This is a genomic window from Streptomyces sp. NPDC046303 (assembly GCF_055588085.1).
This window is the reverse complement of record NZ_JBVJFA010000018.1, coordinates 26,449-49,163: the sequence shown is the minus strand read 5'-3', so window position 1 is coordinate 49,163 and position 22,715 is coordinate 26,449. Positions and strand designations below refer to the sequence as shown.

20 protein-coding genes are annotated in these 22,715 nt (G+C 73.0%); 5 read left to right on the top strand and 15 right to left on the bottom strand.

The features are described 5' to 3' along the window. Nucleotides 1–27: 27 nt before the first annotated feature. From ACZ6I1_RS20175 to ACZ6I1_RS20165, 3 genes are all read right to left on the bottom strand, one after another. On the bottom strand, nucleotides 28–540 hold the full coding sequence (locus ACZ6I1_RS20175) for a hypothetical protein (protein ID WP_469288976.1): 513 nt from the start codon (nucleotides 538–540) through the stop codon (nucleotides 28–30). Between the two features lie 174 nt (nucleotides 541–714). Next, nucleotides 715–3,297 carry a polynucleotide kinase-phosphatase gene (locus ACZ6I1_RS20170; RefSeq protein WP_469288975.1) on the bottom strand — a complete coding sequence of 861 codons (2,583 nt, stop codon included), beginning with the start codon at nucleotides 3,295–3,297 and terminating at the stop codon, nucleotides 715–717. After that, nucleotides 3,294–4,796, bottom strand: coding sequence for a 3' terminal RNA ribose 2'-O-methyltransferase Hen1 (locus ACZ6I1_RS20165; protein ID WP_469288973.1), 1,503 nt, complete (start codon nucleotides 4,794–4,796; stop codon nucleotides 3,294–3,296). The genes ACZ6I1_RS20170 and ACZ6I1_RS20165 overlap by 4 nt, the downstream gene beginning before the upstream one ends. Before the next feature lie 217 nt (nucleotides 4,797–5,013). Between ACZ6I1_RS20165 and ACZ6I1_RS20160 the strand changes: the two genes are divergently transcribed. After that, entirely contained in the window at nucleotides 5,014–5,736 is a 723-nt protein-coding gene (locus ACZ6I1_RS20160) for a hypothetical protein (protein ID WP_469288971.1), read from the top strand. Here ACZ6I1_RS20160 and mmuM read toward each other — a convergent pair. Continuing rightward, entirely contained in the window at nucleotides 5,730–6,614 is an 885-nt protein-coding gene (gene mmuM / locus ACZ6I1_RS20155; protein WP_469288969.1) for a homocysteine S-methyltransferase, read from the bottom strand. The genes ACZ6I1_RS20160 and mmuM overlap by 7 nt on opposite strands. Nucleotides 6,615–6,629: 15 nt before the next feature. Beyond that, entirely contained in the window at nucleotides 6,630–7,553 is a 924-nt protein-coding gene (locus ACZ6I1_RS20150; RefSeq protein WP_469288967.1) for an LLM class F420-dependent oxidoreductase, read from the bottom strand. Between the two features lie 204 nt (nucleotides 7,554–7,757). Between ACZ6I1_RS20150 and ACZ6I1_RS20145 the strand changes: the two genes are divergently transcribed. Continuing rightward, nucleotides 7,758–8,027: a hypothetical protein gene (locus tag ACZ6I1_RS20145; protein ID WP_469288965.1), complete on the top strand. Its 270-nt coding sequence runs from the start codon at nucleotides 7,758–7,760 to the stop codon at nucleotides 8,025–8,027. 67 nt (nucleotides 8,028–8,094) lie between these two features. Here ACZ6I1_RS20145 and ACZ6I1_RS20140 read toward each other — a convergent pair whose 3' ends face one another. The 4 genes from ACZ6I1_RS20140 to ACZ6I1_RS20125 all read right to left on the bottom strand — a co-directional run bounded on the left by ACZ6I1_RS20140 (nucleotide 8,095) and on the right by ACZ6I1_RS20125 (nucleotide 11,011). Then, entirely contained in the window at nucleotides 8,095–8,580 is a 486-nt protein-coding gene (locus tag ACZ6I1_RS20140; protein ID WP_469288963.1) for a DUF6099 family protein, read from the bottom strand. Nucleotides 8,581–8,702: 122 nt separating this feature from the next. Next, on the bottom strand, nucleotides 8,703–9,044 hold the full coding sequence (locus ACZ6I1_RS20135) for a nucleotide pyrophosphohydrolase (RefSeq protein WP_469289163.1): 342 nt from the start codon (nucleotides 9,042–9,044) through the stop codon (nucleotides 8,703–8,705). Between the two features lie 172 nt (nucleotides 9,045–9,216). Further along, entirely contained in the window at nucleotides 9,217–10,548 is a 1,332-nt protein-coding gene (locus ACZ6I1_RS20130) for an AAA family ATPase (protein WP_469288961.1), read from the bottom strand. Between the two features lie 67 nt (nucleotides 10,549–10,615). Next, nucleotides 10,616–11,011, bottom strand: a complete 396-nt coding sequence (locus tag ACZ6I1_RS20125; protein ID WP_030012729.1) for a cell division protein SepF — start codon at nucleotides 11,009–11,011, stop codon at nucleotides 10,616–10,618. 157 nt (nucleotides 11,012–11,168) lie between these two features. Here ACZ6I1_RS20125 and ACZ6I1_RS20120 point away from each other — a divergent pair, with 157 nt between their 5' ends. Further along, nucleotides 11,169–11,894: a DUF2470 domain-containing protein gene (locus ACZ6I1_RS20120; RefSeq protein WP_469288959.1), complete on the top strand. Its 726-nt coding sequence runs from the start codon at nucleotides 11,169–11,171 to the stop codon at nucleotides 11,892–11,894. Nucleotides 11,895–11,916: 22 nt separating this feature from the next. Here the strand turns inward: ACZ6I1_RS20120 and ACZ6I1_RS20115 are convergent, their stop codons facing one another. From ACZ6I1_RS20115 to ACZ6I1_RS20090, 6 genes are read right to left on the bottom strand one after another with little or no spacing between them, the layout of a single operon-like run. Further along, nucleotides 11,917–13,284 carry an LLM class flavin-dependent oxidoreductase gene (locus ACZ6I1_RS20115; RefSeq protein ID WP_469288957.1) on the bottom strand — a complete coding sequence of 456 codons (1,368 nt, stop codon included), beginning with the start codon at nucleotides 13,282–13,284 and terminating at the stop codon, nucleotides 11,917–11,919. Between the two features lie 10 nt (nucleotides 13,285–13,294). Continuing rightward, nucleotides 13,295–14,293, bottom strand: coding sequence for an ABC transporter permease (locus tag ACZ6I1_RS20110; RefSeq protein WP_469288956.1), 999 nt, complete (start codon nucleotides 14,291–14,293; stop codon nucleotides 13,295–13,297). Then, complete coding sequence (locus ACZ6I1_RS20105; protein ID WP_469288954.1) at nucleotides 14,290–15,084, bottom strand: ABC transporter ATP-binding protein; 795 nt, start codon at nucleotides 15,082–15,084, stop codon at nucleotides 14,290–14,292. Before ACZ6I1_RS20105 ends, ACZ6I1_RS20110 begins: the two co-directional genes overlap by 4 nt. Nucleotides 15,085–15,092: 8 nt before the next feature. Next, nucleotides 15,093–16,133: an ABC transporter substrate-binding protein gene (locus tag ACZ6I1_RS20100; protein WP_469288953.1), complete on the bottom strand. Its 1,041-nt coding sequence runs from the start codon at nucleotides 16,131–16,133 to the stop codon at nucleotides 15,093–15,095. Between the two features lie 38 nt (nucleotides 16,134–16,171). Further along, nucleotides 16,172–16,729: an NADPH-dependent FMN reductase gene (gene ssuE, locus ACZ6I1_RS20095; protein WP_469288951.1), complete on the bottom strand. Its 558-nt coding sequence runs from the start codon at nucleotides 16,727–16,729 to the stop codon at nucleotides 16,172–16,174. A 34-nt stretch (nucleotides 16,730–16,763) separates the two neighbouring features. After that, the gene (locus ACZ6I1_RS20090) at nucleotides 16,764–17,729 is read right to left on the bottom strand and encodes a TauD/TfdA dioxygenase family protein (protein WP_469288949.1); all 966 of its coding nucleotides are present in this window, start codon (nucleotides 17,727–17,729) and stop codon (nucleotides 16,764–16,766) included. A gap of 918 nt (nucleotides 17,730–18,647) precedes the next feature. On the opposite strand from ACZ6I1_RS20090, the gene ACZ6I1_RS20085 reads away from it, so the two are divergent. Together ACZ6I1_RS20085 and scpA are read left to right on the top strand one after the other, a co-directional pair. Beyond that, nucleotides 18,648–20,513, top strand: a complete 1,866-nt coding sequence (locus ACZ6I1_RS20085) for a methylmalonyl-CoA mutase family protein (RefSeq protein ID WP_469288947.1) — start codon at nucleotides 18,648–18,650, stop codon at nucleotides 20,511–20,513. Then, entirely contained in the window at nucleotides 20,510–22,714 is a 2,205-nt protein-coding gene (gene scpA, locus ACZ6I1_RS20080) for a methylmalonyl-CoA mutase (protein ID WP_469288945.1), read from the top strand. Before ACZ6I1_RS20085 ends, scpA begins: the two co-directional genes overlap by 4 nt. Nucleotide 22,715 lies beyond the last annotated feature (1 nt).

The following is a 22,715-nucleotide window of genomic DNA, read 5'->3' as shown; positions in this document are numbered from 1 at the left end:
CGGACGGCTTTTTGACGTGGCGTCCGCTCAGCGAGGGGTACCGAGGCCGAGAAGTGCCGACGGGGCACCGACGAGCTCGGGGCCCACCAGGCCCAGCTTGGGCAGGGTCAGGTTCGGCACCCCCGAGTTGGAGGCGTCCGGCATCGTCAGCGGAAGGCCGAGGGTCGCGCCGGGGGTACGGGCGCGCATGGTGGTCGCGGGCGCGTCCAGGGAGCCCTCGCCGTCCGTCGACGGCTCGCCCAGCAGGTTCGGCACCGGCGAGGTGATGAGGGTGTTGCCGACCTCCGTGACGATCGGGACCGCGGGGAGCAGTGGGGTCGGGAGCAGCTCCCCCGAGTGGAAGCGGGGCGCCTCGGGCGCTCCGACGACCGGCACCGGCACCCCGGTGGCCACGCGGGGGGCGTCGACGCCCAGCGTGGTCTCCACGGCCTCCAGCGGGACTCCGACCGGGACCGAGTCGGCCGCGGCCGGGGTGGCCGCTCCGGCCGCCGCCATACAGGTCAAGAGCGCCGCAAAGCTTCCGCGCGCGGTCATCTTCATAGGTGATGTTCCGTCCTTCCAGGGTCGCGGACAGTCCGCTGCCCTGGATGAACGATCCCGCCGGTGGTTTTCCCGGCGTTCTCCGCGAAAGTTCCCCCATACGACCTAATTCGCGGCCGTACGGGGGCCTCCGCTTTACGCGCGTGCACCTTCCCGGGGCGCCCCGGGGGGGGGTCAGAGCCGCGGGTCGACGGGCTCCGACTCGAGGGCGAGCACCGCGAAGACGGCCTCGTGGACGCGCCACAGCGGCTCGTCGGCCGCCAGCCGGTCCAGCCCCTCCAGCCCGAGCGCGTACTCGCGCAGGGCCAGCGAGCGCTTGTGGCCGAGGGAGCGCTCGCGCAGCCGCTCCAGGTGGTCGGGGCGGGTGTACTCCGGACCGTAGATGATCCGCAGGTACTCGCGTCCGCGGACCTTGACCCCGGGCTGGACCAGGCGGCCCTTGCCGTCCCGGGCGTACGCCTGGAGCGGCTTGACGACCATGCCCTCGCCGCCGGCCGCCGTCAGCTCCAGCCACCAGTCGGTGCCCGCCCGTACGGAGTCCTCGTCCGCGGTGTCCACCAGGATCCGGCCGGTCCGGCGCAGCAGCCCGGTGCCCGCCGCCTCGTCGGCGGCGACCAGCCGGTCCAGCCAGAACAGCTGCTCGTCGTGGGGGACGGCGGCCAGCGACCGCCCGGCCGCGGCCAGCAGCTGGAACGGCGCGAACCGTACGCCGTCCAGCCCGTCCGTGGTCCAGCAGTAGCGCCGGTACGCCTCGGTGAAGGCGGCCGCGTCGGCGGCCCGGCCGCGCTGGCGCTCCAGCAGCTCGCCGGTGTCGACGCCCCGGGCGGCGGCCGCCTCCAGGGCGGCGATCGCGTCCGGGAAGACGGCGCCCGAGGCCGCGCCCACGGCGGCGTACTGGTTGCGCAGCAGGCCGCCGGACTTCAGGGACCAGGGCAGCAGTTCGCCGTCGATCAGCAGCCAGTCGGTGGCCAGTTCCTCCCACAGCCCGGCGTCGGTGACGGCCGTGCGCAGCCGGGCCAGGACCTCCTCGGTGACCTCGGGGTCCTTGAAGAACGGCCGCCCGGTGCGGGTGTAGACGGAACCGGTGGGCCCTGCCCCGCTTCCCTCGGCGCGGGAGGCTCCCCCCACGCCGAAGCGCTCGCGGGCCGCGCCGGCGTCCTTGCAGAGCAGGACGGTGGCGCGGGAGCCCATGTGCTTCTCCTCGCACACCACCTGCGCGATGCCGTCCTTGCGGTACTGGGCGAAGGCCTCGGCCGGGTGCTCCAGGTAGCCGTCCTCCCGCGAGGTCGCGGTCGGCGCCATGGTCGGCGGCAGGTAGGGGACCAGCCGCGGGTCGACCGCGAAGCGGCTCATGACCTCCAGGGCCGCCGCCGCGTTCTCCTCGCGGACGGTGACGTTGCCCAGGTGGCGGGTCTCCACGATCCGGCGCCCGTGCACGTCGGCCAGGTCCAGCGGCCGGCCGTCGAGTCCTCCCGGCGCCTCGGCGGCGAGCGGCTTGACCGGCTCGTACCAGACCTTCTCGGCGGGTACGTCGACCAGTTCGCGCTCGGGCCAGCGCAGGGCGGTCATCTTCCCGCCGAAGACGGCCCCGGTGTCGAGGCAGATGGTGTTGTTGATCCAGGCGGTGTTCGGGACCGGGGTGTGGCCGTAGACCACGGCGGCCTTGCCGCGGTAGTCCTCGGCCCACGGGTAGCGCACGGGCAGGCCGAACTCGTCGGTCTCGCCGGTGGTGTCCCCGTACAGGGCGTGCGAGCGGACCCGGCCGGAGGTGCGGCCGTGGTACTTCTCGGGCAGCCCGGCGTGGCAGACCACGAGCCTGCCGCCGTCGAGCACGTAGTGGCTGACGAGGCCGCGGATGAACTCCCGTACCTCCTGGACGAACTCCGCCGGCTCCCGCTCCAGCTGCTCGATCGTCTCGGCGAGGCCGTGGGCCGTGCGGACCTTGGAGCCCTTCAGGTAACGGCCGAGCTTGTTCTCGTGGTTCCCGGGGACGCACAGCGCGTTGCCCGACGCGACCATGCCCATGACACGGCGCAGGACGCCGGGACTGTCCGGGCCGCGGTCGACGAGGTCGCCGACGAAGACCGCGGTGCGCCCCTCGGGGTGCACCCCGTCCTCGTAGCCGAGCTTGGCGAGCAGGGTTTCCAGCTCGGAGGAACAGCCGTGGACGTCACCGACGATGTCGAAGGGGCCGGTGAGGTGGGTGAGGTCGTTGAAGCGCTTCTCCAGGACGACCTCGGCGGCCTCCACCTCTTCCACGGACCGCAGCACGTGCACCTTGCGGAAGCCCTCGCGTTCCAGTCCGCGCAGCGAACGCCGCAGATCGCGGCGGTGGCGCTGGATGACCGCCCGCGGCAGCCCGGACCGGTCGGGGCGTGCCGCGTTGCGCTCGGCGCAGACCTCCTCGGGCAGGTCGAGGACGATGGCGATGGGCAGGACGTCGTGCTCGCGGGCGAGCTGGACCAGGCCGCGGCGGGCTTCGGCCTGGACGCTGGTCGCGTCGACGACGGTGAGCCGGCCCGCGGCCAGCCTCTTGCCGGCGATGAAGTGCAGGACCTCGAAGGCGTCCCGGCTGACGCTCTGGTCGTTCTCGTCGTCGGAGACGAGCCCGCGGCAGTAGTCGGAGGAAATGACCTCGGTCGGCTTGAAGTGCTTGCGGGCGAAGGTGGACTTGCCCGATCCGGTGGCCCCGATCAGGACGACGAGGGACAGGTCCGTGACGGGAAGTACGCGGTGGGTCTCGGTCTCGACGGTCATGCTGCCTCGCCCTCCTTCGGGGTGTCGGTGGTGCTGTCGGTGATGGTGTCGGTGGTGGTGTCGGTCTGGGTGAAGACGGCCATCTGGGTCGGCGGCCCGACCTCGGGGTCGTCGTCCCCGACGGGCAGGAACCCGACGCCGTACCCGTGCCGTTCGGCGACGGCGCCGGCCCAGGCGCGGAACTCCTCGCGGGTCCACTCGAAGCGGTGGTCGCCGTGCCGGACGTGCCCGGCGGGCAGGGACTCCCAGCGGACGTTGTACTCGACGTTCGGCGTGGTGACGAGGACGGTCCGCGGTCGGGCCGAACCGAACACCGCGTACTCCAGCGCGGGCAGCCGCTCCGGGTCCAGGTGCTCGATGACCTCGCTGAGCACGGCCGCGTCGTAGCCCGCCAGCCGCTTGTCGGTGTAGGCGAGCGAACCCTGGAGCAGGCGGACGCGCGAGCTCTGCCGCTCCCCCATCCGCTCCAGCCGCAGCCGCTTGGCCGCGAGGTTCAGCGCCCGCACGGACACGTCCATGCCGACGATCTCGGAGTACGCCGGATCCTTGAGCAGCGCCTGCACCAACTGCCCCTGCCCGCAGCCGAGGTCGAGGACCCGCTGGGCGCCCGCGGCGCGCAGGGCGGCGAGGATCGCGTCCCGCCGCTGTACGGCGAGCGGTACCGGCCGCTCCTCCGTGTCCCGCGACTCGTCGACGGCGTTGTCGAGCTCCTCGACCTCGCTGCCGTCGGCCTCGGCGAGGCGGACCAGCTCCAGGCGCTCAAGGGCGTCCTGGGTCAGCCGCTTGTGGCGGGCGAGGTAGCGGGAGCTGATCAGACCGTTCTCGGGGTGCGCGGCCAGCCAGCCGTCTCCGGCGCGCAGCAGCTTGTCCACCTCGTCGGGGGCGATCCAGTAGTGCTTGGCGTCGTCGAGCACGGGCAGCAGGACGTACAGCTGGCGCAGGGCGTCGGCGAGCCGTACCTCGCCCTCCAGGACGAGCCGTACGTACCGGGAGTCCCCCCATGCGGGGAACCGCTCGTCGAGCGGTACCGGCTCGGCCCGTACGAGGTCCCAGCCGAGCGGGTCGAACAGCCGGTGCACGAGCTCCGTCCCGCCGCGCGCGGGCAGCGCCGGGATCTCCACGCGCAGCGTCCGCGCCTGCTCCGGGAGCTCCGGGCGGGCGGTGCACTGGCCCGCCAGCGCACTGCGGAACACCTTGCCGAGCGCGACGGCGAGCAGCGAGGACGCCGCGTACGGGCGGTCGTTGACGTACTGGGCGAGCGCGGCGTCGGGCGCTCCGCCCCGGCCCTTGCCCTGTCCGCGCCGCACGAGCGCGACGGGATCCACCTCCAGCATCAGTGCCGCCGTGCACCGCTGCGCGGTGGCCTCGGGGTAGAACACGTGGGCGGTGCCGTGGGAGGTGGAGAAGGCCTGCGTCTTCCCGGGATGCTTGTGCAGCAGATAGCCCAGGTCGGTCGCGGGTCGTTCAGGGGAGCCGGTGGTGGAGATCGTCAGGAACACACGTCCGAGTATGTGTCGACCCTGCTCCCGAACCAACGCGTTTTCCGCACCCCCGACGCCGACCTGGCATCCGCCATCAGCCATATGCGATCTTCACGTTTCCCCTACACAAGCCGTCGCGTTTTGACACGCTGCTCTGGTTTGAACGCCACTGTTCCCCTGTGCGCTTTGGAGCCCCGTGTACCCTCCGCCTCACTCCCGCACGCCCTGGCAGCCGATGCGACGCTGGTGGCAGCACCCGGCGCTGATCATCGCCGCTCTCTTCCTGCTTCCCCCGGCGGGCATCGCACTGGTCTGGGTGAGCCAGTGGAACCAGAAGAAGAAGATCATCGCCACGGTGCTGTCGGGCGTCTGGTTCCTGGTGGTCTTCCTGACCCCGGATGCGCCGGAGAAGACGGACGAGGACTCCAAGTCCCCGCCCGCCGCCGCGGCGACGGTCACGCCCCAGCCCTCGGCGCCGGCGGCCGCGGCGACGTCACCGACCCCCGCCCCCGTGATGCCCCAGGTCGTCGGCACTGCCTTCGCGCCGGCGGAGCGGGCGGTGGAAGCCGTGCTCGACACCGAGTTGACCGCGCGCAGCGCGTACGAGGACGTGCCGCTGGCGGCCGACCACACGCAGTGGGTCGTGTGCTTCCAGGAGCCCGAGGCGGGCACCGCGCTGGCGTCGAAGGCCGTTTCGGCGAGCGTCCATCTCGTCGCGGCCGGTACGACGTGCCCGGCCGGGAAGGGAACCGCCTTGCGCCCGAAGCCGACGCCCACGCCCACCCCCACGCCAGAGCCCGAGCCCGAGCCGACCGAGGACGACGACTCGGGTGGCACCTCGGGCGGGTCGGGTGGGGTCGGCACGATCAGGCCCGGCGCGTTCTGCTCCCCCGCCGGGGCCACCGGCACGTACAACGGTCGCGTGTACACCTGCAGGGACAAGCACTGGCGTCAGTAGCCGACGACCTCGGCGCCCAGCTCGGCGATGCGGGCCGGGCCGATGCGGCAGCAGCCGCCGATGAGGCGGGCGCCGGTCCGGTGCCAGGCGGCGCAGGGCCAGCGCGCCTCGGTGGCGGGCGGGTGCCAGGTGCCGGTGGCGGCTTCCCAGACGGAGCCGTCGTTGGGGTAGGCCAGGAGCGGTGTGGCGGTGGTGCCGGCCGCGGCTTCCAGGGCGGGCAGGACCTGCGCCGGGTCGCAGCAGTTGACGCCGACCGCGATGACCTGCGGGGCGGCCGCCGCGAGGGCGAAGGCCTCGGGGAGGGGGGCGCCGGAGCGGGTGCGGCCGTCGGCGACGGTGTAGCTCAGCCAGGCCGGGGCGTCCGTTTCCGCGAGGACGGTGAGCAGGGCCTCCGCCTCGTCCGGGTCGGGGACGGTCTCCAGGGCGAGCACGTCGGGGCGGGCGGCGAGCAGGGCCTCGATGCGGGGGCGGTGGAAGGCGGCGAGTTCGCGCACGCTCAGGCCGTACCGGCCGCGGTACTCGGAGCCGTCCGCGAGCACCGCCCCGTACGGGCCCACGGAGGCGGCCACCCACACCTCGTGGTCGGCGGCGTCGGCGACGCGGGCGGCGAGGGAGACGCTGCGGTGCAGCAGGTCGGCGGCGCGGGGGTGGCCGGGGCCGATCTGATAGCTCGCGGTGATCAGCACCTCGGCGCCGGCCCGTGCGTACGCCGTGTGGGCGGCCTCCACCTGGTCGGGCCGTTCGGCGAGCACCCGGCCCGTCCACAGGCCGCCGGACAGGTCGCAGCCCTGGGCGGCGAGCTGGTTGCTCAGCCCGCCGTCCAGGAGCACGGTCCGCCGGGCCAGGGCTTCGGCGAGCGGGCCGGACGCGCGTGGCATCGCTGCTGGTCCCCGTCAGCCGAGCTGGGCGAGGACCTGGGAGGAGATCAGCTCCAGGTGGTCCAGGTCGTCGAGGTCGAGCAGCTGGAGGTAGACGCGGGAGGAGCCGATGGCGCCGTAGGTGCCGATCTTCTCCACGACCTCGTCGGGAGAGCCGGCCAGGCCGTTGGCCTTGAGTTCCTCCACGTCCCGTCCGATGGCGGCGGCCCGGCGGGCGACCTCGGCGTCGTCCTTGCCGACGCAGACCACGAGGGCGTTGGAGTAGACGAGGTCGTCGGCCTTGCGCCCGGCCTCCTCGGCGGCCTCCCGGACCCGCCGGAACTGCCGCTCGCTGTCGGCGAGGGAGGCGAAGGGCATGTTGAACTCGTCGGCGTACCGGGCGGCGAGGCGCGGGGTGCGCCGAGCGCCGTGGCCGCCGATGAGCACGGGCACCTTGGCCTGGGCGGGCTTGGGCAGCGCCGGCGAGTTCTCCACCTGGTAGTGGGTGCCCGCGTAGTCGAAGGTGGCGCCGGTCTCGGTGGCCCACAGGCCGGTCACGATGGCCAGCTGCTCCTCCAGCCGGGCCATCCGCTCGGCCGGGAAGGGGATCCCGTACGCCTTGTGCTCCTCCTCGAACCAGCCGGCGCCCAGGCCCAGTTCGATCCGGCCGCCGGACATCTGGTCGACCTGGGCGACCTGGATGGCGAGCACGCCGGGCAGCCGGAAGGTGCCGGCCGTCATCAGGGTGCCCAGCCGGATCCGGCGGGTCTCGCGGGCCAGGCCGGCGAGGGTGATCCACGCGTCGGTCGGCCCGGGCAGGCCGTCGGACGCGCCCATCTTGAGATAGTGGTCGGAGCGGAAGAACGCATCGAAGCCCAGGTCCTCGGTGGCCTTGGCGACGGTCAGGAGCGTGTCGTAGCTCGCGCCCTGCTGGGGTTCGGTGAAAATGCGAAGATCCATGCCCCCCATCCTGCCCCTCCCGCCCCTGCAGGGTGAATCTGCGTCAACCGGACGGTCCACCGCGGACGCCGCCAGTGACCACCCCGGAAAGGGATCGTTGGCTCGGACGGAGCCGGACCGCCCGGCCCGCGCGCCGGCGGCAGCATCGCCGGTGCGTCCACCGCGCCCTTCCGCCCCGGAAGGGCCAGGGCCGAGGAGGCCGCCATGTCCCACGAGGTCGTGCCGGAGACCCACCGACAGACCGGACAGTCCGGACAGGAGTCCGCGGTTCCCGCCGGGGGCGGCGCACCGAAGGGCCTGCTGCAGCAGATGGAAGAGCTGATGGCGGCACTGAACGCCGACCTGTCGCAGCTCGACGCCGACCTCCAGGCCTCCACCGACCGAGCCCCGGGCACGCCGGCCCCCGGCACCCCCGCTCCCGCTCCCGCTCCCGCTCCCGCTCCCGAGGGTGAGCGGCCGCCCTACCGTTCGTAGACCCCGCGGGTCCCGTCGCGCGCGGCGGGACCCGGGTGACGTCCCGCCACCTTGCGGCCTGGCCGCCTCAGGCCACGCCCGAGGCGGACCCCCGCTCGCGGACCGCCATGCGGCGCAGGATCGCCCGTACCCGGTCGCTCGACTCGTCAGCCGCGTCGATCGACTCTATGCACTGCCAGTACAGGGTCTCCTCATCCGTCCCGCAGGCCACCCCGACCAGGGCTATGCCCACTTCGCCGAGCAGCGCCTGAAGCCCGAGCAGCGCCTGCCGGACGTCCGACACCTGCGTCAACTGTGCTGCCCGCGCCGGATATTCGGGCGCACTGCCCTCTCCGCGCAGGGCCGCCCGGTCGATCACCCCGCAGCCTCTGCCTCCCGCTTCACCCAGCCCCCGTGCCTCCGCTCTCATCTCCGGCGGCCCGGTGACCGCCAGATAGCTCCCCACTCCCTGTGCGAGCGCCTGGGCCTGCCAGGCCTCGCCCACGATGTCCCAAGCAGCCCCACTGTGTGCCAGCGCGTGCCGGCCGGCCGCGATGAGCCGTACCGCATCCATATGCCGTCCCCCGTCCGCACGACATCCCACCTTCTCACCACTACCCAGAGTGAGGGCAATGAGTCAGTAAAGCCAGGGGTATTCGGAAAATGTGGACACAAATGTGATTGTGGGGGAGTCCATCACTCCGAAGAGTGACGATCCGAGGGAGATGCACCCGCCACGGGGAAGCGGAGTTCGTTCCTCTCGATCTTCGCGGCGAGCGCATCCAGCACATCCACCCCCAGAACCTCACAGAACTGCAGCAGATACGCGAGTACGTCGGCCACCTCATCGGCCACGCGGTGGGCCGTCTCCGGCTTCTCCATGACCTTCTCCGACTGTTCCGGCGTCAGCCACTGGAAGATCTCGACCAGTTCGGCCGCCTCCACGCTCAGCGCCACCGCCAGGTTCTTGGGCGTGTGGTACGGCTCCCAGCCGCGCGCCGCGGCGAATGCGGCGAGCCTGCGCTGCAGCAGCTCCAGCCGCTCGGCGTGTGGTGCGCCGGCCTCGCCCGTACGGTTCGCGTCGTCCCCTCCGTCCGCTCCGTCCGGGTCGGTCGTGTCGGTCGGGTCGGTCGGGTCGGTCGTGTCATTCGTGTCGGCCATGGATCACCGGTTTTCTCCCAGGAGGCCCCCGCCTCCAGGCGGGGAGGTCTCAAAGGTCTACCACCGTGACACCCGGCAGGAGCCGCGCGGCCTCCGCGGTCTCCTCCCCGGCCGACGCCACCAGCCGCACGTGGCCCCGCCCGCCCGACATCAGCGCCAGGCGGAGCAGTTCGGCGCTCTGGCGCCGGTCCAGGCCGCGGTCGAAGCCGTCGGCCAGCACCGTCAGGGCCTGCTGCGCGGAGAGCAGTTCGGCGGCGGGGTCCATGGCGAGTACGCCGGGGCCGGTCAGCAGGACCAGCGCCAGCGCGAGGAAGCGCAGTTCGCCCGCGCCGAGGCGGGCCAGTTCCGTGGCGGGCCGGTCGGGGCCGCGGTCCAGTACCGCCGTGACCGGGCCGCCGGTGGAAGCCCGTACGTCCAGACCGGTGACGGGTCCCGCGCAGCCGGTACGGGCGGCCTCGGCCAGCAGCGCGTGCCGGGTGCCGCATTCATGGCGGGTCCGGCGCAGTACGTCGGCCAGGTTGGCGCAGTCGCCGAGCAGTCGGCCCTCCCCCGGCGGGACCGGTGCGCGCATCCGCCCGGGCCGGGGGTCGCAGGGGAACACCGAGCGCAGCGCCACCACCACCTGCTCGGCGGCGGCCAGGACCTGGCGCTGGCCGGCCGTGGCACCGGCCACGCGGAGCGGGAGCAGGGCGGTGCCGAGCCGGTCGTCCGGCAGCGGGGCCCGGGTGACGCCGACGGCGCCGCCGGTCAGCCAGGCGCCCTGCACGGAGCGCCTGCCGGGGTCGCGCAGCGCGGTGGCGAGCAGGATCTGCCCCGGCTGCGAGAGCCGTTCGCCGACGACGCGCAGGGTGGGCTCGGCCTGCACGGCGAGGTCGAGGCGGACCGGTCCGGCGGGGCCGTCGACCGTGCAGCCGATTCGGAAGCCTCGCCGCCGGTCGGCGTCGGGGACGGCCCGGTCGGGGATGCGGGCGCCCGCGTCGGGGAAGGCCTCGTCGAGGGTGGCTCCGGAACCGAGCGCGGCGAGGGCCTCGTAGGCGGCCAGGGCCTGCGATTTGCCACTGCCGCTCGGCCCGGCGAACAGGGTGACGGGTCCGAGGGCGAAGGCGGCGCCGCGGTGCGGCCCGAAGGCGGACAGCCGCAGCTCGGTGACGCCGGGCCGGTGCAGTCGCACGGCCTGCGGCGGCACGGCCTGCCCGGCCACGACGGTCTGCCCGGGCACGACCGCCTGCGCGGGCACGGCCGCCTGCCCGCCCCCGGCTAACGCGACGCCGCCCTCCCCGACGGGGGCGGTCGCGGGCAAAGCGGGGAGGGCGGCCGGGGCCGCGGTGCGCGGGGCGGGGAGCGCGGCGGGGGCGGCTACGGGAGGGAGGGTGGCGTCCATGCGGCGGACGGTACGGGCCGCCGGGCCCCACGGGAGCCCGGCGAACCGTTACCTCGTGGCGACCTTCCTACGATCGGGGGACGGCCGCGGCCGCGATCCCCTCGACCTCGGTGCCGACGGGCGCCAGCAGGAAGACGTTCCGGTCCACGCGGTGCATTCCGCTGCCGAGTCCGAAGACCACGCCACTGCTGAAGTCCAGGATCCGCTTGGCCACTTCACTGTCGGCCCCGGTGAGGTCGAGCAGCACCGGGATCTGCGCGATCAGGTACTCCGCCACCTCCCGCGCGTCCGCGAAGATCTGAACCCGGATCACCACGAAGCGCCGCTGCTCCGCCGCCGACGCGCCGGGCGCGGTGGGGATGGTGCGGTGGTCCACCCGGGAGGGCCATTCGTTGCGGCTGCGCAGGGGGACCACCTGCGCGAGCCCCTCCCACTGTTCGTCGGTGACGTCGTACCTGCTCACCGGGCCGCCTCGGCCGCGTGCTTCATGTGCATCCCCCCATCCTCTCGCGTTTCACCCGTTCAGCCCAACACCGACACGAGCCGGTACGGCTACTCACCGCGAAGGAATTAGGTTAGGTTAGGCATACCTAACTTCTTGGGACGATGGAGAGATCCAGATGCGCATGTCCGGTGCCCCGGCCACCCCGGCCACCCTGCCCACCGACGCCGAGCGGGTGCGGTCGATCCTGGCCGCCGCCCACTCCATGACCGCGGTCACCGACGGGCTGCGCACCGAGGTCCGCCACCTGGACGGCGGCGACCCGATGGGCCGGCTGCACCTGCACCCCGCCGAACCGGGCGGGCACGCCGAGCACCGGCCCGCGATCCGGCTGGAGTTCACCGACGTCGCCCCGACCCCGGTACGCGACCGGGTACGGGCCCGGGTGACCCTCGTGGGCCGCCTGCTCACCCCGTACACGGGCGGCGACAGCACCGGCCTCGGAGACGAGAGCACCTGCATGGAGTTCGGCCGGGCCGTCCTCGAGACGGCGGACGGCGGCTGCTCGTACATCGGGCTCGACGAGCTGGACGCGGCCCGCCCCGACCCGCTGGCCCCGTACGAGGCGGGCATGCTCACGCACCTCGTCGACGACCACCCCGACCTCGTCACCCTGCTGCTGCGCCTGGTCCAGCCGCTGCCCACCGCCCCGGTGCTCCGCGCGCTGCCCGTCGCCATGGACCGGTACGGGATCACCCTGCGGCTCGAGGAGCGGCGCGGCCACCGCGACGTACGGCTGCCCTTCCCCTCGCCGCTCGACGACGTGGAGCAGTCGGGCGCCCAGATCCAGGCCCTGTTCAGCGCGGCCCGCCGGCGCTCGCACCGCAACACCCTGCCCGCCTGAGCCCCTGGCCGCCCCACCCGCCCTACCTGCCCTGCACGCCCTGCACGCCCCGCGAGGCCCCGCCGCTCGCGTAGCGGTTGGCCGGGCGCGGCAGACCGTAGTTCTCGCGCAGCGTGCGGCCGGTGTACTCGGTGCGGAAGAGTCCGCGGCGCTGGAGGATCGGCACGACCTGGTCGACGAAGTCGGTCAGGCCGGTGGGCAGGACCGGCGCCATGATGTTGAATCCGTCGGCGGCGCCCCGGACGAACCACTCCTCCAGCTGGTCGGCGATCTGCTCGGGAGTGCCGGCGAAGACCCGGTGGCCCCGGCCCGCCCCGAGGCGGGCGATCAGCTCCCGCAGGGTGAGGCCGTCACGGCGGGCCAGTTCGGCGACGAGGGTGAAACGGCTCTTGTTGCCGTTGATGTCCCGCTCCTCCGGGAGCTCGGGCAGGGTGCCGTCGAGTGGGTGTCCGGTGAGGTCCACGCCGAGCATCTGGGAGAGCTGAGCGAGGCCGTACTCCGGCACCTGGAGGTCGGTGAGCTGCTGCTCCAGGGCTTTGGCCTCGGCCTCGGTGGAGCCGATGACGGGTGCGATGCCGGGCAGGACCAGCAGGTCCCCCTCGGCGCGGCCGTACCTCGCCAGGCGGGACTTGAGGTCCTTGTAGAAGGTCTGGCCGTCGGCGAGGGTCTGCTGGGCGGTGAACACGGCCTCGGCGTACCGGGCGGCGAACTCCTTGCCGTCCTCGGAGGAACCGGCCTGCACCAGCAGCGGATGGCCCTGCGGCGAGCGGGGCACGTTGAGCGGGCCGGCCACGCCGAAGTGCTCACCGCGATGGGCGGCGGGGTGGAGCTTGTCGGTGTCGGCGTAGATGCCGCGTTCCTTGTCGAGGACGATCGCGTCGTCTTCCCAGCTGTCCCAGAGCTTGGTGGCGACCTCGAGGAACTCGTGGGCCCGGTCGTAGCGGCGGCCGTGCTCCAGGTGCTCGTCCCGGTTGAAGTTGCGGGCCTCGTCGGCGCTGCCGGAGGTGACGATGTTCCAGCCGGCGCGGCCGCCGCTGATGTGGTCGAGGGAGGCGAACTTACGGGCCAGGTTGTAGGGCTCGTTGAAGGTGGTGGAGACGGTGGCGATCAGCCCGATGTGCTCGGTGACGGCGGCGATGGCGGAGAGCAGGGTGAGGGGTTCGAATCCGCCGACGGCGTTGTAGCGGGCTTTGCCCCAGAGGGCGACCCCGTCGGCGAAGAAGATCGAGTCGAGCCGTCCGCGCTCGGCGGTGCGGGCCAGTTCCTGGAAGTACCGCAGGTCGGTGACGCGTTCGGGGGTGCTGTCGGGGTGGCGCCAGGCGGCGTCGTGGTGCCCGGCGTTCATCAGGAAGGCGTTGAGGTGGAGGGTCCGGGGCGTCTGGTCGGTCATGTGGGTTTCCCTAGGAAGAGGCGGGGACGCGCCAGAGGCTGAGGCGGCGTTCGACGGTGACGAGGAGCTGGTTGAAGGCCACGCCGATGGCGGAGATGGTGACGATGCCCGCGTACATCTGCGGGATCGCGAAGTTGAACTGCGAGGCGTTGATCAGGTAGCCGAGCCCCGCCTTCGCGCCGATCATCTCGGCGGCCACGAGAACGAGGATGGAGACGGCTCCGGCGAGCCGGATGCCCGTGAAGACGGCCGGCACGGAGGCGGGGAGGATGACCTTCTGGAACAGGCGCGGCGTGGAGAGGTCCATCGACCGCGCGAGCCGGACCAGGGTGGGGTCGGCGTTGCGGACGGCGCTGATGGTGTTGAGCAGCACCGGCCAGAGGCAGGCGTAGACGACGATCGACACCTTCGAGGTCTCGCCGATGCCGAGGAGCAGCACGAAGACGGGGAGCAGCGCGAGGGCGGCGGTGTTGCGGAAGACCTCCAGCAGCGGTCCGAGGAAGTCGGCGAGGGGCCGGTACCAGCCGATGAGCAGGCCGAGCGGGACGGCGACGGCCACCGCGATCCCGAAGCCGCCGAAGGAGCGGATCAGGCTGGCCCGGGTGTGCTCGGCGAGCCGGCCGTCGCCCGCCAGTTCCCACCAGGCGGCCGCCACCTCGCTGATGGGAGGCAGGAAGGTGGCGTCGACCAGTCCGGCCCGTGGGGCGATCTCCCAGAGGGCGATCAGGGCGAGGATCGCCGCGGACCGGACGGCGACGGCCTGCACAGCGCGTACGACGGCCAGTGCGCCGGACTTCGTACGGGCTGCGGCCGGTCCGGAGGCCGCCACCGGGGCCGGGGCCCCGCCTGGGCCGCCGCTGGGTACGCCGGCGGGTCCGGACCCGTCCGGGGCCTTGCGGAGCGGGGCGTCCGCCGGAGGCACGGGCGCGGGTACGGGCGCGGATACGGGCGCGGGAGGGGTCGTGGCGCCCGCCGCGGCCAGGGCGGTGGTGTCGGTTCCGGTGCTCATGCCGCTGCCGCCTCCTTCTCCAGTTGCCGGGCTCGGGCCACCTCGTCGTGGAGGAGGTTCCAGATCTCGTGCCGGTAGCGGGCGAACTCCGGGCTGGACCGCAGCGCCTCCCCCAGCAGTCCGCCGCTGTCGGTGAAGGAGACCGGGACGACTTCCTTCACCCGGCCGGGCCGCGAGGTCATGACGGCCACCCGCTGCCCCAGGTACACGGCCTCCTCGATGCCGTGCGTGATGAACACGACCGTCTTGCCGGTGCGCTGCCAGATCTGGCGCAGCTCGTCCTGGAGGGACTCGCGGGTCTGTGCGTCGAGCGCGGCGAACGGCTCGTCCATCAGCAGTACGTCGGGGTCGTAGGCCAGCGCGCGGGCGATCGCGACCCGCTGGCGCATGCCCCCGGACAGCTGGTGCGGGTGCCGGTCCTCGAAGCCGGTCAGCCCGACCAGGCCGAGGAACTCCCGGGCGCGGGCGGCGCGCTGCCGGCGCGGCACCCCGGTGGCCTCCAGGCCGAACTCGACGTTCCCCTGGGCGGTCCGCCACGGCAGCAGCGCGTACTGCTGGAAGACGATGCCCCGGTCCAGGCCCGGACCGGTGACCGGCTTCCCGTCGAGCAGGATCCGTCCCCCCGTCGGGCTCGACAGTCCGCCGAGCAGGTCCAGGAGGGTGGACTTGCCGCAGCCGCTGGGGCCCACCACCACGAGGAACTCGCCGCTGCCGATCTCCAGGTCGATGCCGTCGAGGGCGGTGAAGTCCCCGAAGGTCTTGCGCACTCCGTCGAAAACGATCTCTGCCATGTCGGCCGTCAGCCCTTTCCGTAGCCGTTGAACTCGTTGGTGTAGAGGTCGGACGGCTTGAACTGGCCCTTCTTGATCTCGCCGCGCTCCCCGAGCCAGTCGAGCCAGAGCTGGAACTCCTTGTCGGGTATCCGGCCTCCCGTCTCGGCGATCCCGTAGGAGCGCCAGTACTGCAGGGCGGTGGTGTCCTCGTTGCGGCCGCGCTTCTTGACGATCTCCGTCATTCGGGCGACGGCCTCCTCGCGCGGGGTGGTGCGGGACCACTCGATGGCCTTGGCCACGCCGGTCGTGAAGGTCCGTACGGTGTCCGGGTTCTGCTTGATGAAGCGCTCGGTCATGATGTAGGTGCCCGCGCTGAACGGGCCGAGCAGCTCCACATCGGTGAACAGGGGGCGGATGCCGCCGGACGCGACGGCCTTGTCGCGCAGGATGCCGGTGAGCACTCCGACCTCGATTTGCCGGGCGCGCAGGGCCTGTTCGGTGTTGACGGGCGGTACGACCAGGGCCTCGACCTTGGCCGCGTCCGCCTTGGAGAGGCCGTTACGGCTGAGGTAGGTGTCGAGCAGCGCCTGATAGTGGGCGCCCAGGGTGTTCATCCCGACCTTCTTGCCGATCAGGTCCCGGGCGGAGCGGATCGGGCTGTCCTCCAGGACGAAGTAGCCGGCGTAGGAGTATTGGTCCGAGCCGTAGGAGGAGATGACGGCCTTGATCGGCGCCTTGCCGGCGGCGAGCTTGATGACCGCGCCGTTGAAGGCGCTGCCGAAGTGGGTCTGGCCGGTGGCGGCGGACTGGATGTCCTGCGGGCCGCTGGTGGTGTTGCCGATCCATTCGAGTGTGACGTCCTCGAAGTAGCCGAGGTCCGCGGCGAGTTCGGGGAGCGTGACCGCGCCGACCGACCCCTGGTACTTCAAGGTCTTGACCTGCGAGCCGGAGCCGGATCCGCCGCCGGTGGCGGTGGCCGTGCCGCAGCTCACCGCGGCCGCCGAGATGCCGAGCAGGGTGAGGAACTGGCGTCGGGAGGTGGAGGTCGAGGCGAGGGCTGCGGGCATGACGGGTCCTTGTGGGTACTGGTCGCGGGCGGGCTGTATTACGGGGCGGCGGTGAGCGCCGTGGCGTCCGCGGCGCGCAGGGCGTCCGCGAACTCGTCGACGGCCTGGAAGAGGTCCAGCTCGGCCTCGGGCCGCAGCCGGTCGGGGCCGGAGCCGCGCTCGACGGAGGAGTCCAGGACGAACCGTCCGGCGGTGACGTGCCGGGCGCCGAGGGCGCAGAGCACGGGGCGCAGGGCGTAGTCGATGGTCAGGACGTGGGCGAGGCTGCCGCCGGTGACGAGCGGGAGCACCGTCTTGCCGGCGAGGCCGTCCTGGGGAAGCAGGTCGAGGAAGGCCTTGAGCAGGCCGGTGTACGAGGCCTTGTAGACGGGGGTCGCGATGACGATGCCGTCGGCTTCGGCGACGGCCGCCAGGGCGCGGCGGATCTCGGGCTCGCCGCGGCGGGCGGACAGCAGGTCGGCGGCGGGCAGTTCGCGTACGGAGAGGTGGGCGGTGGCGAAGCCGGCGTGGGCGAGGCGGCGCAGCACGTGGTCGGCGACGACGGCGGTACGGGAGTGGGCGGAGGGGCTGCCGGTGAGGGCGAGCAGCTGGGGCACGGGGGCTCCTTGGGCGTCGTACGGGAGCGGACGGTCAGGCGACGGTGCTTGCGGCGGTGCCCGCGGCAAGGGCCGAGGCGCCGGAGGCGATGCCGAAGGCCGGGTCCGGGACGCTCGAAGGGCTGAGCAGGCGGGAGGGCTCGCCGTCGGGGCCGACCGGGACGTCGCCGTCGACGGTGACGCGGCGCAGGGTGCGCTCGTGGTCGTCGGAGTCGTCCACTCCGTAGTGCTGGGTGGCGCGGTTGTCCCAGATCGCGACGTCGCCGGCCTGCCACTGCCAGCGCACGATGTTCTCGGGGCTCTCGATGTGGGCCTGGAAGAGTTCTTGGAGGAGGCGGGAGTCGCGGCCGGTGAGGCCCTTGATGCGCTGGACGAAGTTGCCGAGCAGCAGGGTGCGTTCACCGGTCTCGGGGTGGACGCGGACCACCGGGTGCTCGGTACGGAACGTCGTGGAGGTGAAGACCTCGCGGTACTGGGCCAGGGCCTCGGGCAGGGCGTCGGGCTTCAGCGCGGCGTAGTCGTACTCGTTGGAGTGGACGGCGCGCAGACTGTCGGCGAGGGCGCGCAGCGGTTCCGGGAGGTGGGCGTAGGCGGTGGCGGTGTTGGCCCACAGGGTGTTGCCGCCGTACGGGGGGACGGTCACGGCGCGCAGGATGGAGAAGGCCGGGTAGGCGGGGACGAAGGTGACGTCGGTGTGCCACTGGTTGGCGCGGGCACCGTGGTGGGAGTCGATGCCCAGGGCGTAACGGCCGTCCGCGGACGGGACGGTGGGGTGCGCGACCGGGGTACCGAGCAGCCGGGCGAAGGCCTCGTGGCCGACTTCGTCGAGGTGGTCCTGGCCGCGGAAGAAGACGACCTTGTGGGCGAGGAGCGCGGCGCGGATCTCGGCGACGGTGGCGGCGGGCAGATCACCGCCGAGCCGTACGCCGCTGAGCTCGGCCCCGATGCGGCCGCCGATCTTCGTGAGGGTGACGGTGACGGAGGTGGTGGCAGTAGCCATGAGGACTCCCTGGTCGGGGCGCGGACGAGAGGTTTCGGCAGACACGCGCCGCCCCCGGCGGGCAGGAGGCAGCGCAGTACGAGTACGAGTACGAGTACGAGTACGAGTACGAGGCAATGCGGGGCAGTACGGCCGCCAAGGCCCTGGCCCGGGGCTTCGGGAGAGCGGGGGCCGTGGGACCGGGGCCGGGGGCTGCGGGGCGGGACCCGCGCCTCACCCGCCGGCGAGGCTGGGGGGCGCCCTCCCGCCGGGCAGCGGCTCGCGAGGTGGCCGGGTTCCGGGCCTGTGGACCGAGTCCCGCCGGACGGTCGCCGCCACGCCGTGGGCCGCGGGGCCGGGCGATCGGGCTCCAGCCGTCAGGCCGTCAGGCCGTCAGGCCCGGCCGCTCGGGCTCAGGTGCGGCGGGGGGCCGGACAGCGGCCCGGACACGCGCCGGGCTCGGTACAGAGGCCGGTGGTGTGGAGCCGCGGGACGAGGAGTGCGTTCGCGGTCATGGCTCGGAGCCTGGCAGCGCACGCGCAGCCGGTCAATCACGCCGGACACCCCCGGCGGCGCCTCGGCCGAAACCCTCGCAGGCCCCGGCACACCCTCGATGACCTGGGATTTCCTCCTCACCGGGCCCGGTGCGCCATCCCGCCCCGACGGCCGAAAACCGTGGCCGGATTTCACGGCCCCGCAACGCGGCCGCCACGTCAGCCGCCACGTCGGCCGCCACGCCCCCGCCGCGGCCCTTCTGTCGGATGTCTGCAATCCGGCCGGCACGCACTCCCGCGCCCGCGTCGGGGCCGTACTCCCGGGGTGCGACCGCAACGGTGCTGCTCAGCCAGGTGTTCCAAGATCCCGGCCGCTCACATGAGAGGGGGAGATCACACTCGTCGGTATAGTGCCGCTTGAGCGTCCTCCCCTACATTCGAGGCCATGACGGTCCTGCCTGACGACGGGCTCTCCCTGGCCGCCGAGTTCCCTGACGCGACGCATGAGCAGTGGCAGCGCCTTGTAGAGGGCGTACTGCGCAAGTCGGGCAAGGAAGCCTCCGGCGAGGGTGCTGAACAAGCGTTGTCCACACCACTCGAGGACGGGCTCACCACCCGCCCGCTGTACACCGCGCCGCCCGACGGGACGGCCCCCGACACCGGTCTGCCCGGGTTCGCCCCCTTCGTACGGGGCGGCAAGCCGGAGGGCACCACCGCGAACGGCTGGGACGTACGCCAGCGCCTGGTGGGCACCGATCCGGCGCGCGTCAACGAGGCGGCCCTCGCCGACCTCGAGAACGGGGTCACCTCCCTCTGGCTGACCGCGGGCCGCGGCGGCATCCCCGTCGACGGTCTCGCCCGCGCACTGGACGGGGTCTACCTGGACCTCGCCCCGGTCGTCCTGGACGCCGGAGCCGACTACGCCGCGGCCGCCCGTGCGCTGCTGGCCCTGTACGCCGAGCGCGGCGTGTCCCCCGAGGCCGCCCGCGCCTCCCTCGGCGCCGACCCGCTGGGCCACGAGGCCCGGACCGGTGAGGCCCTGGACCCGGCGGACGCCGTGGAGCTGGCCCGGGAGGCCGCCGCCGGCCGGCCCGGGATCCGCGCCCTGACCGTGGACGCGCTGCCCTACCACGAGGCCGGCGGCAGCGCCGCCGAGGAGCTGGCCCTGTCGCTGGCCACCGGTGTCGCGTATCTGCGCGCCCTGACCGGGGCCGGGCTGAGCACCGAAGAGGCCCTGGGACAGCTGGAGTTCCGCTACGCGGCCACGGCCGACCAGTTCCTCACCATCGCCAAGCTGCGCGCAGCGCGCCGTCTGTGGTCCCGCGTCGCCGAGGCCTCGGGGGCCCCGGCGGCCGGCGCCCAGCTCCAGCACGCGGTGACCTCGCCGGTGATGATGACCCGCCGCGACCCGTGGGTGAACATGCTGCGCACCACCGTGGCCTGCATGGCCGCGGGCGTCGGCGGCGCCGACTCGGTCACCGTGCTCCCCTTCGACCACGAGCTGGGCCTGCCGGACGCCTTCGCCCGCCGGATCGCCCGCAACACCTCCACCATCCTGCTGGAGGAGTCGCACCTGGCCCGCGTGATCGACCCGGCCGGAGGCTCGTACTACGTCGAGCAGCTGACGGACGAACTCGCCCACGCCGCCTGGGAGTTCTTCCGGACCCTGGAGAAGGCCGGCGGCCAGGCCGCGGCCCTGCGCTCCGGGCTGGTCGCCGAGCGGCTCGCCGCCACCTGGGCCGCCCGCTCGAAGAAGCTGGCCAAGCGCCGCGAACCGATCACCGGGGTCAGCGAGTTCCCGCTGCTGTCGGAGAAGCCGGTCGTACGCGAGAGCGCGCCCCCGGCGCCCACCGGCGGCCTGCCGCGCGTCCGGCGCGACGAGGCGTACGAGGCGCTGCGCGCCCGCAGCGACGCGCACCTGGCGGCGACCGGCGCCCGTCCGAGGATCTTCCTCGCGGCGCTGGGCTCCGCGGCCGCGCACACCGCCCGCGCCACCTTCACCTCCAACCTGTTCCAGGCGGGCGGTATCGAGCCCGTGCACGACCCGGTTTCGGTGGATCCGGAGACGGCCGCCGCCGCCTATGCCGCGAGCGGCGCGGACGGCATGGCCGTGCTCTGCTCCAGTGACGCGCTGTACGAGGAGCAGGCCGGGGCGGTGGCCGCGGCCCTGCGTGCGGCGGGCGCCACGACCGTGTTCCTCGCGGGCAGGCCCGGCACCGCAGAGGCTTCCGTGGACGAGTACGTCTTCGCCGGCTGTGACGCCGTCGCCGTGCTGTCCTCCGTACTCGACCGGATGGGAGTGCCCGCATGAGCATCCCCGATTTCTCCGAGCTGGCGCTCGGCCCCACCGCCGCCGCCGGAGTCACCGAGGACCAGTGGCGCTCCGCGGTGAAGGAGTCCACCGGCACCGCGGCCGCCGACCTGCTGTGGGAGACCCCCGAGGGCATCGGCGTCAAGCCGCTGTACACGGGCCGGGACGTGGAGGGCCTGGACTTCCTGCGGACGTACCCGGGCGTGGCCCCGTACCTGCGCGGCCCGTACCCGACGATGTACGTCAACCAGCCCTGGACGATCCGGCAGTACGCCGGCTTCTCCACGGCCGAGGAGTCGAACGCCTTCTACCGGCGCAACCTGGCCGCCGGCCAGAAGGGCCTGTCGGTGGCCTTCGACCTGCCGACGCACCGCGGCTACGACAGCGACCACCCGCGCGTGACCGGCGACGTCGGCATGGCGGGCGTGGCCATCGACTCGATCTATGACATGCGGCAGCTGTTCGACGGGATCCCGCTGGACAAGATGTCGGTGTCGATGACGATGAACGGCGCGGTGCTGCCCGTTCTCGCCCTCTACATCGTGGCGGCGGAGGAGCAGGGCGTCTCCCCCGACAAGCTCGCCGGGACCATCCAGAACGACATCCTCAAAGAGTTCATGGTCCGCAACACCTACATCTACCCGCCCAAGCCATCGATGCGGATCATCTCCGACATCTTCTCGTTCACCTCGCAGAAGATGCCGCGGTACAACTCGATCTCCATCTCCGGCTACCACATCCAGGAGGCCGGGGCCACGGCCGACCTGGAGCTCGCGTACACCCTCGCCGACGGCGTGGAGTACCTGCGCGCCGGCCAGGCGGTCGGGCTGAACGTGGACGCCTTCGCGCCGCGCCTGTCCTTCTTCTGGGCGATCGGCATGAACTTCTTCATGGAGGTCGCGAAGCTGCGCGCCGCCCGCCTGCTGTGGGCGCGCCTGGTCAAGCAGTTCGATCCGCAGAACGCCAAGTCGCTGTCGCTGCGCACCCATTCGCAGACCTCGGGCTGGTCGCTGACCGCGCAGGACGTCTTCAACAACGTGACGCGCACGTGCATCGAGGCGATGGCCGCGACCCAGGGCCACACCCAGTCGCTGCACACCAACGCCCTCGACGAGGCGCTCGCGCTGCCGACGGACTTCTCGGCGCGCATCGCCCGCAACACCCAGCTGCTGCTGCAGCAGGAGTCCGGCACCTGCCGGTCCATCGACCCGTGGGGCGGCAGCGCGTACGTCGAGAAGCTGACGTACGACCTGGCGCGGCGGGCCTGGCAGCACATCGAGGAGGTCGAGGCGGCCGGCGGCATGGCCCAGGCCATCGACGCGGGCATCCCGAAGCTCCGTGTCGAGGAGGCCGCGGCGCGCACGCAGGCCCGTATCGACTCGGGCAGGCAGCCGGTCATCGGCGTCAACAAGTACCGCGTGGAGAGCGACGAGGCGATCGAGGTCCTCAAGGTCGACAACTCCTCGGTGCGCGCCCAGCAGATCGCCAAGCTGCGGCGCCTGCGCGAGGAGCGCGACGAGGCCGTCACGCAGGACGCGCTGCGGGCGCTGACGAACGCGGCGGAGCGGGGCTCGGCCGGCCAGGGCCTGGAGGGCAACCTCCTCGCGCTGGCGGTGGACGCGGCGCGCGCCAAGGCCACCGTGGGCGAGATCTCGGACGCACTGGAGAAGGTGTACGGCCGGCACGCGAGCCAGATCCGTACGATCTCGGGTGTGTACCGCACCGAAGCAGGCGAGTCCCCGTCCGTGGAGCGCACCCGTGCGCTCGTCGACCGGTTCGAGGAGGCGGAAGGCCGCCGTCCGCGCATCCTGGTCGCCAAGATGGGTCAGGACGGGCACGACCGCGGCCAGAAGGTGATCGCGACCGCCTTCGCCGACCTGGGCTTCGACGTGGACGTCGGCCCGCTGTTCCAGACCCCGGCGGAGGTGGCCCGCCAGGCCGTGGAGGCCGACGTCCACGTCGTGGGCGTCTCCTCCCTCGCGGCCGGCCACCTGACCCTCGTCCCGGCGCTGCGCGAGCAGTTGGCGGAGGAGGGCCGCGAGGACATCATGATCGTGGTGGGCGGTGTCATCCCGCCGGCCGACGTGCCGACGCTCCTGGAGATGGGCGCGACGGCGGTGTTCCCGCCCGGAACGGTGATCCCGGACGCGGCCCACGACCTGGTGACGCGGCTGGCCGCGGACCTGGGCCACGAGCTGTAGG